The organism is Pantoea sp. BS_8 (genome assembly GCF_041954965.1).
GTDB lineage: Bacteria > Pseudomonadota > Gammaproteobacteria > Enterobacterales > Enterobacteriaceae > Pantoea > Pantoea stewartii.
Window position 1 is genome coordinate 19,696 of record NZ_JAVAXU010000021.1, and the last position, 13,123, is coordinate 32,818.

Here is a 13,123-nt window from a genome sequence, read left to right on the forward strand (position 1 = left end):
AGAAATATTTTCATGCAGATACAATTTCCAATACAGATGCACCCGAAGCAATTATTTAACATACAGATTGCCGTCAGCGTGGACTGAATGGTAGAAATACAGGCTGTCTGTACTGTTTTGTCGGGTCATCAACCTGGCTGAGGTCAATCATGACGCGCTATCAACATTTAGCCACATTGCTGGAAAAACGTATTGAACAGGGGTTGTACCAAAGTGGCGAGCGCCTGCCCTCCGTTCGGAGTTTGAGCGTCGAACATGGTGTCAGCATCAGCACGGTACAGCAGGCCTATTATCTGCTGGAGCAGAAACAGCTGATTATTCCGCAGGCGCGTTCCGGGTATTTTGTGGCACCGCATAAGGCGATGCCACCCGTTCCGGCCTTAACGCGTCCGGCGCAATATCCGGTGGAAATTACCCAGTGGGATGCGGTGCTTGACCTGCTTAACAGCCGCCGGGAACAGGATGTACTGCAACTGGGCAGCGGTATGCCGGATTTAACGCAGTCCACACTGAAACCTCTGTGGAAGGCGTTTAGCCGTCAGGCGCAGCAGCAGGAAAGCACGCTGCTGAATTACGACAACCTTTACGGTGTCGCCCGGCTGAGAGAACAAATTGCCCGGTTGATGATCGACAGCGGCTGCCAGCTGACCTCAGAAGATATTGTGATTACCACAGGCTGCCACGAAGCGCTGTCAGTGTCCGTGCGCGCAGTATGCCAGCCCGGCGATATCATTGCGGTCGAATCGCCGTCATTTCACGGCATCATGCAGACATTACGTGGGTTCGGCATTCGGGCCATTGAGATTCCGACCGATTCTGTAACGGGAATCAGCCTTGAAGCGCTGGAACTGGCCTTTGATCAGTGGCCGATCAAAGCGGTCGTCGTCGTCCCTAACTGCAACAATCCTCTTGGCTTTATCATGCCCGAAAAGCGCAAGCGCGCGCTGCTGAGTCTGGTACAGCGTTTTGATGCGGCGATCATTGAAGACGATGTTTATGGTGAGCTGGCCTGGGAGTACCCGCGGCCTTCATCCATTAAATCTCTGGATACAGAAGGACGCGTATTGCTGTGCAGCTCGTTTTCCAAAACGCTGGCACCGGGTTTACGTGTGGGCTGGGTGGCGCCCGGACGCTTCCGCGATCGTGTTTTGCATATGAAATACATTGTGACAGGTTCTACCGCCACTCAGCCTCAGCATGCCGTAGCTGACTTTATCCAGCAGGGCCATTACCAGACGCATCTTCGGCGGATGCGCCAGGTTTACCAGCGCAATTACGACACCTTTTCCTGCTGGGTACGGCATTACTTCCCTTGCGGTATCTGCGTCACGCGGCCTCAGGGCGGTTTTTTGATGTGGATTGAATTGCCTGAGGCATTTGATGCGGTGCAGCTCAACCACGAATTACGCAAATCAGGGATCCAGATTGCCGTAGGCTCGCTGTTTTCGGCCTCCGGAAAGTACCGTAACTGTCTGCGCCTGAATTACGCCTTGCCCTCAAGCAGTAAGATTGAACAGGCACTGGCCTTGACCGGTAAGGCTGTCGAGCGAGCGATGGCCGCCTGTGCGCATCAGCCGTCGGCTGATCTATCCGCCGTTATCGATATCATCGCTTCAGGTAGTGAGAAGCAGGGCCAGAAAGAGGAGGGAACTGGCCCTGGTCAGGCCATCCCGGCCGGACGTCAGTGAATTTAAAGGACAGAAAAAAGCCGCGCCAGTCGCAATTTTCATTGCCGTGCGCGGCTTTCCAGTTTTTATCTGCCTGTTGCGCAAAGTGTGCGTTTATCTGCGCGACACGGCGATTAATGCCCGGATTCGGGCTCAACAAGCCGTAACAGCTCGCGGGTGGCCGCCCGCCAGTCCTCTGCCTGCGTAATGGCGCTCACCACGGCGATACTGCCGACACCAGTTTCCAGTACCGCCGGAACGCGATCAATGCTGATGCCGCCAATCGCCACGGTAGAGATCCCCTGCAACCGACTCAGATGGCGTTTAAGTTCAGACAACCCCTGCGGAGAAGAGGGCATCACCTTCGTCTGAGTCGGAAAGATATGTCCCAGCGCAATGTAGGAAGGACGCAGCGCCAGCGCCCGATCCAGCTCAGCATCATCGTGCGTGGAAATGCCCAGGCGCAAGCCTGCGTCCAGAATGCGCTGCACATTGGCCACGGCCAGATCTTCCTGCCCCAGATGAACGCCATAAGCCTTATGCTTAATCGCCAGCTGCCAGTAGTCATTAATAAACAGGCGCGCCTGGTAATGCTGACCTGTTGCGATAGCCTGGATGATGGTGGGTTCAACGATCTCATCTGGCAGATCCTTAATCCGCAGCTGAATCGTGCGCACCCCGGCATCCAGTAAGCGTTCGATCCATTCGACGCTGTCGACCACCGGATACAGCCCTAATCGCGGCGCGGTAGCGGGAAAGGCGTTCATTTACTCCTCCTTAATCGCTGTGGCGGGATGATAGAGTTCACCGCCCCGTTCACGGAAATGATCAGACATCTGCGCCATGCCAACCTCAATAGCCTGCGCTTCCGCTTCCTGTCTGGCAGCATAGTCACGCACTTCCTGCGTGATCTTCATTGAGCAAAACTTAGGGCCGCACATTGAACAGAAGTGGGCGACTTTACCCGATTCCTGTGGCAACGTTTCATCGTGATAGGCCCGGGCTGTATGAGGATCCAGCGCCAGATTGAACTGATCTTCCCAGCGAAATTCGAAGCGCGCTTTCGACATGGCGTTGTCGCGGATCTGCGCCCCCGGATGGCCTTTGGCCAGATCGGCAGCATGCGCGGCGATCTTGTAGGTGATTAATCCCTGTTTCACATCCTCTTTGTTTGGCAGGCCAAGATGCTCCTTCGGCGTGACGTAACACAACATCGCGCAGCCAAACCAGCCAATCATGGCGGCACCGATGCCAGAGGTAAAATGATCGTAGCCCGGCGCAATGTCGGTCGTCAGTGGGCCCAGAGTATAAAACGGCGCTTCATGGCAATGTTCCAGCTGCTCTGTCATGTTGCGACGGATCATCTGCATCGGGATATGGCCGGGGCCTTCGATCATCACCTGTACGTCATATTCCCAGGCTATTTTTGTCAGTTCACCCAGCGTGTGCAGCTCAGCGAACTGTGCTTCGTCGTTGGCGTCCTGAATCGATCCGGGGCGTAATCCGTCGCCCAGTGACAAAGCGATATCGTAGGCTGCGCAAATTTCACAGATGTCGCGGAAGTGTTCATAGAGAAAGCTCTCTTTATGATGAGACAGGCACCACTTCGCCATAATGGAGCCACCACGGGACACAATACCGGTCAGGCGTTTTGCAGTCATGGGAACGTAGCGCAGCAGCACACCCGCATGGATAGTAAAATAATCCACGCCCTGTTCGGCCTGCTCCAGTAACGTATCGCGGAAAATGTCCCAGTTCAGGTTTTCAGCCACACCATTGACCTTCTCCAGTGCCTGATAAATCGGAACAGTGCCGATGGGAACAGGACTATTACGCAGAATCCATTCACGGGTTTCATGAATATAGCGTCCGGTCGACAGATCCATGACCGTATCCGCGCCCCAGCGTGTGGACCAGACCAGCTTTTCTACTTCTTCTTCAATAGACGAGGTCACCGCTGAGTTACCAATGTTGGCATTCACCTTCACCAGAAAGTTGCGTCCAATGATCATCGGTTCGGATTCGGGATGGTTGATATTGGCCGGAATAATGGCGCGGCCAGCGGCCACTTCCTGGCGTACAAACTCGGGGGTAATGTTTTCGGGCAGATGGGCACCAAAGCTGTGGCCCGGATGCTGTTGCAGCAGTACCTCACCACGAATGCGCTCACGGCCCATGTTCTCCCTAATGGCGATGAACTCCATCTCTGGCGTGATGATTCCCCGACGCGCGTAATGTAACTGGGTCACACAGCGGCCGGCTTTAGCACGGCGCGGCGTTGGCAGATGTTCAAAGCGCAGGTGATCCAGTCCGTCATCAGCCAGTCGCTGCTGCGTATACGCCGAGCTAATCTGCGTCAGTTTTTCGCTGTCGTCGCGCTCTTCAATCCAGCGAGCACGCAGTTTATCCAGTCCGCGATGCACGTCGATTTTTGCTGCCGGATCGCCATAGGCACCGGCGGTGTCATAAACCGGCACAGGCTCATTTTCCTGGTAAACGGGCTCATCTTTACTGCCGCCGGTCAATGTAGGGCTAAGCTGGATTTCGCGCATGGGGACACGAATGTCGTCACGACTGCCGGTCAGCCAGATACGTTTTGAGTTGGGAAAGGCACTGCCACCCTGCAGGGAATCAATGAATTCCTGTGCCTGAGCACGTTGTTCGCGACGGGTCGTTTTCGTAGTAGACATAGCAATATTCCAGTAAGTGGGAAGGTTGCTTGTCCGGAGTTCGGAAGGAGTAACGGCACAGCGGGCACCCTGAGTGCGGCGTACCGTAAAAATTTACTCTTGTTCCCTTCGCAGGTTCTAACCTGATCAGGTTCCGCGGATCCCGAATTAACGGTCTCAGCCCAATGGGCACTCCGACAAGATTTGGTTTAACGGTTAATCAGGTCCCGCAAGGACGTGCAACCGTCAAACCCTGACTAACATAAAACAGATGTTTTAAAGCCCACTCAGCATAAGGGGGCTTTTTATGAATCACAAGTTATTTACATTTGCGGCACTGTTAAGCAGGGCGGGCAATTTCACTATCGTTCGCCACGGGCGGAGTCAGGTGATTGTCCCATGCCATTTGGATAAGCTTGTCTTCAAGGGTAAAACGCGCTTCAAGAGCTTCGCCGACTTCTGACAAGGCGTGCTGAAACGTCACATAGTTGTCGTCGTCGATGGCCTGTTGCAGGTGGCCGTCATACAACTGCATCAACTGCTCGGTATTGGCTTCCAGCGACGGGTAAATCTGCGCGGCAGCCAGCAGCGGACTGGTGCCGTCCATCTCTGCAATCAAACGCTGGTAAAGGCTAAAGTGACCGGATGAAAGATAATCGACCAGCGTGTGGCAAAAGTTATCCAGTGCCTGCTCGTCCAGGCGAGTCAGCGCTTCTTTTTTTGGCTTGATGCCGACCAAATGGTAATAAGAAACCAACAGCTGGCGGCGAGCTGCCAGCCATGAATCTACCAGTTCATTACTGCCACCTACGCGTTGGGTCAGAACGTCTAACTGGTTAAGCATAGTTAACTCCGTATGCGTTATGCACCTTCATATTTCGGATTAGCGATGCGCCAATTGCGCTTGTTCTCCGCGAACCTGTCGGGATAAATAAGCGTGCTGTCGTCTTGCAACCAGAATTATTTGGGTATAGTTGTTCATCTACACACTTAACATCGGGACTTCAGCGTGCGGGTTGACGCTAAGGATGACGAAATAAATGCAATGCGAAATTTCAAGCGTAGACGCTGGATGGTGGATTGTCAGTAGTGAACAGAAAATTTGGTTACCGCAAGGCGATTTACCTCACGGAAACGCACAGCAGTTTGGCCTTACCGGGCACCAGGGGCGCGTGATTGGCGAATGGCAGGGAGAGAAGGTCTGGCTGATTTGTGAAACGCGTTCGTCAGATATGTTGTCGTTGCGCCAGTTACTCAACGAAGATCCGGGCCTGTTTCAGCTGGCCGGGCGCGGTGTGCAGTTAGCAGAGTTTTACCGATCCCATCGCTGGTGCGGCTATTGTGGTCATGAGATGCATGCCAGTAAACGCGAATTTGCCTGCCTGTGTAGCCATTGCCGTGAACGTTATTACCCACAAATTGCGCCCTGTATTATCGTTGCTATCCGCCGTGGAGATGAGATCCTGCTGGCCAACCATGCGCGTCATCGTAATAACATTTACACTGTGCTGGCCGGGTTCGTTGAAGTCGGTGAGACCATTGAACAGGCGGTTGCACGCGAAGTGATGGAAGAGAGCAACGTGCGCGTGAAGAATGTCCGTTATGTCACTTCCCAGCCCTGGCCTTTCCCACAGTCCTTAATGATGGCCTTTATGGCGGAGTATGACGGCGGCGACTTACAGCACGACGGTAAAGAGCTGTTGGATGCCGGATGGTTCCGTTTTGATGCGCTGCCTTTACTGCCTCCACCTGGCACCGTTGCCCGTCGATTAATTGAAGATACCGTTGCCCTCTGCCGCGCTGAGGCGTGAGAGTGCTACACTACTCGCTTGATACCGAGAGAGTCCTGACATGAGTGAACTGAAGAACGACCGTTATTTGCGCGCCCTGTTACGCCAGCCTGTCGATGTTACCCCCGTATGGATGATGCGCCAGGCCGGACGATATTTGCCGGAATATAAAGCCACGCGTGCCCAGGCGGGCGACTTTATGTCGCTGTGTAAGAATGCCGAGCTGGCCTGCGAAGTCACCCTGCAACCATTGCGTCGCTACAAGCTCGATGCGGCCATCCTCTTCAGTGATATTCTCACCATTCCTGATGCGATGGGACTAGGGCTGTACTTCGAAACGGGGGAAGGTCCATGCTTTTCAAACCCCGTAACCTGCCGTGCCGATATCGATCGCCTGCCTGTTCCCGATCCTGAACAGGAACTGGGTTACGTGATGAATGCCGTACGGACCATCCGTAAGAACCTTAATGGTGAAGTGCCCTTAATTGGTTTTTCAGGCAGTCCGTGGACGCTGGCAACCTATATGGTAGAAGGCGGCAGTAGCAAGGCCTTCACCAAAATTAAAAAAATGATGTACGCCGAACCTGCCACATTGCATGCCATGCTGGATAAGCTGGCCGACAGCGTTATTCTCTATCTCAACGCTCAGATCCGCGCCGGGGCGCAGTCAGTCATGGTGTTTGACACCTGGGGCGGCGCATTGAGTGGCCGCGATTATCGCGAATTCTCGCTGTATTACATGCATAAAATCGTCGACAGCGTACTGCACGAAAACGAAGGCCGTCGTGTGCCGATCACGCTGTTTACTAAAGGCGGCGGTCAGTGGCTTGAGGCCATGGCTGAAACAGGCTGCGATGCACTGGGCCTGGACTGGACTATCGACATCAGTGAGGCCCGCCGTCGTGTCGGGCATAAAGTCGCCTTACAGGGCAATATGGATCCCTCCATGCTGTACGCACCACCGGCCCGTATCGAGCAGGAAGTGGCCAGTATTCTGGACGGTTTCGGCAAAGGTGAAGGCCACGTATTCAATCTGGGACATGGTATCCATCAGGATGTACCGCCAGAGCATGCCGGCGTCTTCGTTGAGGCGGTGCACCGCCTTTCCCGCCAGTATCATCAGGAGTCATAATGGATATTGCTGCACTTCGTGCGGAGCAACAACAGCGTGCCGCAGACGTCGTGCGGCAGGACGATTTTGATGTGCTGCCGCCACGCTTTATTGGTGGCGCAGACGTCGGGTTTGAACAGGAAGGTGCGGTCACGCGCGCGGCGCTGGTTATTCTCGAATACCCGTCGCTGAAGCTGGTGGAGCATCGTATCGCGCGCATCGAGACGACTATGCCGTACATTCCTGGCTTTCTCTCTTTCCGGGAATATCCCGCCTTGCTGGCGGCATGGAATATGCTGGAGCAGAAGCCTGACCTGTTGTTTGTCGACGGTCACGGCATTTCGCATCCGCGTCGGCTCGGTGTGGCGTCACACTTTGGACTGATGGTCGATGTTCCCACCATCGGTGTCGCCAAAAAGCGTTTGTGCGGACGGTTTGAGCCGCTGGACGAGACTCCCGGCAGTCGCCAGCCGTTAATGGATAAAGGGGAGCAAATTGGCTGGGTATGGCGCAGCAAGGTACGCTGTAATCCGCTGTTTGTGGCCACCGGGCATCGCGTCAGCCTGGACAGTGCCCTCGATTGGGTTGAAAAGTGTACTCAGGGCTACCGTTTACCGGAACCGACGCGCTGGGCAGATGCTGTCGCATCACGCCGACCTGCATTTCTGCGCTGGCAAAACGCGCTTTAGCACTGTTTGTAGGGCGCTTTTGCGTTACACTGCGGCCAGCGAAACGAATAAGAGCTCTGTGTATGTTACAAAACCCTGTGCATTTGCGTCTGGCAAAGCTGGAAAGCTGGCAACATCTGACGTTTATGGCTTGCCTGTGCGAGCGCATGTATCCTAATTACATGGCCTTTTGCCAGCAAACTGCGTTTGCCGATCCTGCGCTTTACCGCCGAATTCTCGATCTGATTTGGGAAACGCTGACGGTGAAAGATGCAAAGATCAACTTCGACAGTCAACTGGAAAAGCTCGAAGCTGCGATTCCGGATGGCGATGATTTTGAGGTCTACGGCGTGTATCCGGCTATCGATGCCTGTGTGGCATTAAGTGAAGTGCTGCACGCCCTGTTAAGTGGCGAAACGCTTGAACATGCGATTGAAGTCAGCAAGACCTCCATCACCACTGTGGCCATTCTGGAAATGACTCAGGCAGGTCGTGAAATGACCGATGAAGAGCTGCGGGAAAACCCGGCTGTCATCGACGAATGGGACCTGCAATGGGAGATTTTTCGCCTGCTCGCAGACTGTGAAGAGCGAGACCTTGAATTGATAAAAGGTCTGCGATCCGACCTGCGCGAGGCGGGAATTAGTAACATCGGTATAAAAATTCAGCAATAAGGCGAGAAAACGTGACTTCAGGCCTTAATTAGCGCGCCTGGAGGCTTCACATCAGCCCCCTGTCTGGTCTACATTTGGGGGGCTGAAAATTGTGGCTATCGGTGCGTGCAGGCTGAAGAGTGCCCGAAGTTGGCTTTTCCCTCGCACTCGTTGCTTAGCAAGCGATAAATACACTTTAAGGATAACTTATGAACAAGACTCAACTGATTGATGTGATCGCAGAAAAAGCTGACCTGTCTAAAACCCAGGCCAAGGCAGCGCTGGAATCTACTCTGGCTGCAATCACTGAGTCTCTGAAAGAGGGTGATGCTGTACAACTGGTTGGTTTTGGTACTTTTAAAGTGAACCACCGCGCTGAGCGTACCGGTCGTAACCCACAGACTGGCAAAGAAATCAAAATCGCTGCGGCAAACGTACCTGCATTCGTGTCTGGTAAAGCTCTGAAAGACGCCGTCAAGTAAGACGTCGCATAGCGGTAAAGTTTTAAACAGGGGCGATTTCGCCCCTTTTGTTTAAGGGCCAGCCACCATGACTACGCTGCTTCAGCGCTTTTCCGCCCTGCTTCTCTCCTCACTGATTATCGGGTGCAGTTCCACCCCCGACATTCCCGCCTTTTCCGCCAGTGGTTATCTGGCCGACCGTGGCAGTGTGCGTATCTGGCGTAAGAATACGGATCATCAGTCTGTGCATATTCGTACGCTGTACAACCCATTTAACAGCGAAAAAAGCGAAACGACAGACTACCGCTGGCTGGGCGATCACCTGGTCAGCGTTGAGCGTCAGGTGAAAGGCGCGCCTCCCGACGATGTCACCCTGCGATTTGACCAGAATGGCAGTCTTAACTTTATGCAGCGCCAGCTTGCTACTCAACGTGAAGCGGTCAGCCCTGATACGGTGGAACTTTATAAGTTTGACGCGCAACGTATGCGGGACGTCAGCGATGCGCTCTTAAGCGGTCGGGTGTTTCTGAAGCAGGGGCACTGGGCAGGGGGCAATGTCGTGGAGACCTGTGACGGTCAAAAGGTGACGCCAGCGTTTGACAGTGAGGCATGGCAGACGCTCACGCATTACCGCCGTCATTCCGCTGGTCCCTTGATGGTTTCATGGCTGGAAGCGCCAGAAGGCGTTCAACTGTTGCGGGTCAGTCACAAAGACGAATGTGCAGATGAGCCCAAAGAGGCGGATTTCTGAGGCATGAAAAAGGGGCACAACGTGTGCCCCTGTCATCGTTACTGGCGACCAATGGCGCGATAGCCGATATCGCGGCGGCAGAAACTGCCTTGCCAGGAAATCGGCTGAGCAAGCGCATAAGCGCGCTTCTGCGCAGCGGCAACGTCATCGCCTAACGCGGTGACGCACAACACACGTCCACCGTTAGTCAGTACGCGGTCGCCTTCCAGGCGTGTACCGGCATGGAAAACTTTGCCGTCAGCCGCTTCTTCCTGCGGCAAACCGTGAATCTGTTCGCCGTTCGCGTAGGGGCCTGGGTAGCCGCCAGCCGCCAGCACCACACCCAGCGAAGGGCGGGGATCCCATTTTGAGTCTTTTTGATCGAGCTTGCCTTCACAGGCAGCCAGACAGAGATCCACCAGATCCGATTGCAGGCGCAGCATAATGGGCTGCGTTTCCGGATCGCCGAAACGGCAGTTGAATTCGATCACTTTTGGCTGACCGGTCTTATCGATCATCAGCCCGGCATATAAGAAGCCTGTGTAGACATTCCCTTCTGCTGCCATGCCACGTACGGTTGGCCAGATGACCTGGTCCATGACGCGCTGGTGGATTTCATCCGTCACCACTGGTGCAGGAGAGTAAGCGCCCATACCGCCGGTGTTTGGTCCTGTATCCCCATCGCCGACGCGTTTGTGATCCTGACTGGTGGCCATCGGCAGGACATTCTCGCCATCGACCATCACGATAAAACTGGCTTCTTCACCGTCCAGGAACTCTTCGATCACAATACGGTGCCCGGCGTCACCAAAGGCGTTGCCCGCCAGCATATCCTGCACCGCGTTTTCGGCTTCCTGCAACGTCATGGCCACAATGACACCTTTACCGGCAGCCAGGCCATCGGCTTTGATGACAATGGGCGCCCCTTTTTCACGCAGATAGGCCAGCGCAGGGGCGACCTCGGTGAAATTATGGTATTCGGCAGTGGGGATGTTGTGACGTGCAAGGAAGTCTTTCGTGAACGCTTTCGAACCTTCCAGCTGTGCGGCAGCCTGAGTCGGACCAAAGATTTTTAAGCCGGCGGCACGGAATGCATCCACCACGCCAATCACCAGCGGCGCTTCGGGTCCAACGATAGTGAGATCGATCTGTTCACGTTGCGCAAAGGCAAGTAATGCCGGGATATCTGTTGGGGAAATATCGACGTTCTGTAAAGCCGGTTCCAGCGCCGTACCTGCATTACCAGGGGCGACAAAAACGGCCGTTGCCAGCGGCGACTGGGCGGCTTTCCAGGCCAGGGCATGTTCACGTCCGCCGTTACCGATGATTAAAATTTTCATAAAACGCTCCACAGAATTAATGACGGAAGTGACGCATATCAGTAAAGATCATGGCAATACCGTGTTCATCGGCAGCTGCAATCACTTCGTCGTCGCGGATAGAGCCGCCTGGCTGAATGACACAGCTCACGCCCACGGCTGCAGCGGCATCAATACCATCACGGAATGGGAAGAACGCATCGGAAGCCATCGCAGAACCTTTAACTTCGAGACCTTCATCACCCGCTTTGATGCCCGCAATTTTGGCAGAATAGACGCGGCTCATCTGGCCCGCACCTATGCCAATAGTCATATTGTCGCGTGCATAGACAATGGCGTTGGACTTAACGAATTTAGCCACTTTCCAGCAGAACAGAGCATCACGCAGTTCCTGTTCAGAAGGCTGACGCTTGCTGACGACACGCAACTGGCTGGCATCGACCATCCCGAGATCGCGATCCTGAACCAGCAGACCACCATTCACCCGTTTGAAATCCAGCGCGGCGACACGGCCCTGCCATTCACCACATACCAGTACACGAACGTTTTGTTTCGTCGCCGTGATTTTCAGGGCCGCTTCGGTCGCCGAAGGGGCGATGATCACTTCAACAAACTGCCGGCTGATAATGGCCTGTGCGGTCGCCTCGTCCAGTTCACGGTTAAACGCAATAATACCGCCAAATGCAGAGGTAGGATCGGTCTGGTAAGCGCGCTCGTAAGCCGCCAGAATGGACTCGCCGACGGCCACGCCGCAAGGATTAGCATGCTTTACAATGACGCACGCGGGCTCAGCGAATTCTTTTACGCACTCCAGTGCTGCATCGGTATCCGCAATGTTGTTATAAGACAGTGCTTTGCCCTGCACCTGCTCGGCGGTAGCGACAGAGGCCTCCTGTACATTTTCTTCTATATAGAAGGCGGCATCCTGATGGCTGTTCTCGCCATAACGCATATCCTGCTTTTTAACGAAGTTAAGATTGAGGGTGCGTGGGAAGCGTCCTGCCGGCTGCTCAGTTTCACCATGATAGGCGGGAACCATGCTACCGAAGTAGTTGGCAATCATGCTGTCGTACGCAGCGGTGTGTTCAAACGCTTTGATTGCCAGGTCAAAACGGGTTTCCAGCGTCAGTGAGTTTTGGTTAGCGTCCAGCTCGGCGATGATGGCCGGGTAGTCGCTGCTCTTTACCACAATCGCCACATCTTTGTGGTTCTTGGCCGCCGAGCGCACCATGGTTGGGCCACCAATATCAATGTTCTCTACGGCATCTTCCAGTGAGCAGTCTGGCTTCGCGACGGTTTGTGCAAAGGGATAAAGGTTAACGACCACCATATCGATAGGGTTGATAGCGTGCTGCGCCATTACCGCATCATCTTGTCCGCGACGTCCCAGAATGCCGCCATGGACCTTCGGGTGCAGCGTTTTAACGCGTCCATCCATCATTTCCGGGAAACCGGTATAGTCAGACACTTCGATGACGGGGAGCCCTGCCTCTGCCAGCAGACGTGCGGTGCCGCCTGTAGAGAGCAGCTCAACACCACGTTGGGAGAGTGCCTGAGCAAATTCGAGGATGCCGGCTTTATCAGAAACACTGAGCAGGGCGCGGCGTAAAGGACGAGGTTGTTGCATGGTGGTTTTATCCCTTGGCTTTGATTCGCGTAAATAAGAGCGTTACATCAAGTTTGCGAGCTTTCTTCCTCTTTATAGAGAAGTGAAAACGCGAAAACTTCAGGTAACGCCCCGAAAAGGGGCATCCATAGCGTTGCGGGGGCATTGTAGCGAAAACGTTTGCGTGATGCTCGTCTAAATTTGTACGTAACAGGAATGTGGATAACTTTGTGTGTAACTGCGTATAAGGCGGGCTTTTGCTGTGGAATGCAGCGAACAGTCATTTTTATTGAATTTAGCCCTTGTCAGCCTGCGAGAACTCCCTATAATGCGCCTCCATCGACACGGCACAACGGCTTACGGAAGGCGGTGTTGAGAGGGTCAGGCAACTGAGCCGCCGGAGAAAAACTTCTGAAAAAGAGGTTGACTCTGAAGGAGGAAAGCGTAAT

12 protein-coding genes and 1 riboswitch are annotated in these 13,123 nt (G+C 54.2%); of the genes, 7 read left to right on the forward strand and 5 right to left on the reverse strand.

The annotated features are described in order from the left end of the window. Positions 1-149 precede the first annotated feature (149 nt). Positions 150-1,688 carry a PLP-dependent aminotransferase family protein gene (locus RAC65_RS21945; protein WP_172912800.1) on the forward strand — a complete coding sequence of 513 codons (1,539 nt, stop codon included), beginning with the start codon at positions 150-152 and terminating at the stop codon, positions 1,686-1,688. Between the two features lie 113 nt (positions 1,689-1,801). Here RAC65_RS21945 and thiE read toward each other — a convergent pair whose 3' ends face one another. From thiE to RAC65_RS21960, 3 genes are all read right to left on the reverse strand, one after another. Beyond that, positions 1,802-2,434, reverse strand: a complete 633-nt coding sequence (thiE, locus tag RAC65_RS21950; RefSeq protein ID WP_375094318.1) for a thiamine phosphate synthase — start codon at positions 2,432-2,434, stop codon at positions 1,802-1,804. Further along, a complete protein-coding gene (gene thiC, locus RAC65_RS21955; RefSeq protein ID WP_033737960.1) occupies positions 2,435-4,357 on the reverse strand; it encodes a phosphomethylpyrimidine synthase ThiC in 1,923 nt (640 codons plus the stop codon). A gap of 86 nt (positions 4,358-4,443) precedes the next feature. Then, positions 4,444-4,543, reverse strand: a riboswitch (TPP riboswitch). A gap of 133 nt (positions 4,544-4,676) precedes the next feature. Further along, the gene (locus tag RAC65_RS21960; RefSeq protein WP_033737958.1) at positions 4,677-5,180 is read right to left on the reverse strand and encodes an Rsd/AlgQ family anti-sigma factor; all 504 of its coding nucleotides are present in this window, start codon (positions 5,178-5,180) and stop codon (positions 4,677-4,679) included. 196 nt (positions 5,181-5,376) lie between these two features. Between RAC65_RS21960 and nudC the strand changes: the two genes are divergently transcribed. The 6 genes from nudC (at position 5,377) to RAC65_RS21990 (ending at position 9,770) form a co-directional block, all read left to right on the forward strand. Continuing rightward, complete coding sequence (nudC, locus tag RAC65_RS21965; RefSeq protein ID WP_033737957.1) at positions 5,377-6,147, forward strand: NAD(+) diphosphatase; 771 nt, start codon at positions 5,377-5,379, stop codon at positions 6,145-6,147. A gap of 40 nt (positions 6,148-6,187) precedes the next feature. Then, on the forward strand, positions 6,188-7,258 hold the full coding sequence (hemE, locus tag RAC65_RS21970) for a uroporphyrinogen decarboxylase (RefSeq protein ID WP_205953841.1): 1,071 nt from the start codon (positions 6,188-6,190) through the stop codon (positions 7,256-7,258). After that, complete coding sequence (gene nfi / locus RAC65_RS21975; protein WP_033737954.1) at positions 7,258-7,926, forward strand: deoxyribonuclease V; 669 nt, start codon at positions 7,258-7,260, stop codon at positions 7,924-7,926. The genes hemE and nfi overlap by 1 nt, the downstream gene beginning before the upstream one ends. A gap of 62 nt (positions 7,927-7,988) precedes the next feature. Beyond that, positions 7,989-8,579, forward strand: a complete 591-nt coding sequence (locus RAC65_RS21980) for a YjaG family protein (protein WP_006121510.1) — start codon at positions 7,989-7,991, stop codon at positions 8,577-8,579. 188 nt (positions 8,580-8,767) lie between these two features. After that, positions 8,768-9,040: a nucleoid-associated protein HU-alpha gene (gene hupA / locus RAC65_RS21985; RefSeq protein WP_006121511.1), complete on the forward strand. Its 273-nt coding sequence runs from the start codon at positions 8,768-8,770 to the stop codon at positions 9,038-9,040. 67 nt (positions 9,041-9,107) lie between these two features. Continuing rightward, complete coding sequence (locus RAC65_RS21990; RefSeq protein ID WP_033737951.1) at positions 9,108-9,770, forward strand: DUF1481 domain-containing protein; 663 nt, start codon at positions 9,108-9,110, stop codon at positions 9,768-9,770. 38 nt (positions 9,771-9,808) lie between these two features. Here RAC65_RS21990 and purD read toward each other — a convergent pair whose 3' ends face one another. Together purD and purH are read right to left on the reverse strand one after the other, a co-directional pair. Continuing rightward, complete coding sequence (gene purD / locus RAC65_RS21995; protein WP_164482779.1) at positions 9,809-11,089, reverse strand: phosphoribosylamine--glycine ligase; 1,281 nt, start codon at positions 11,087-11,089, stop codon at positions 9,809-9,811. 16 nt (positions 11,090-11,105) lie between these two features. Next, positions 11,106-12,695, reverse strand: coding sequence for a bifunctional phosphoribosylaminoimidazolecarboxamide formyltransferase/IMP cyclohydrolase (purH, locus tag RAC65_RS22000; protein WP_033737948.1), 1,590 nt, complete (start codon positions 12,693-12,695; stop codon positions 11,106-11,108). Between the last annotated feature and the right edge of the window lie 428 nt (positions 12,696-13,123).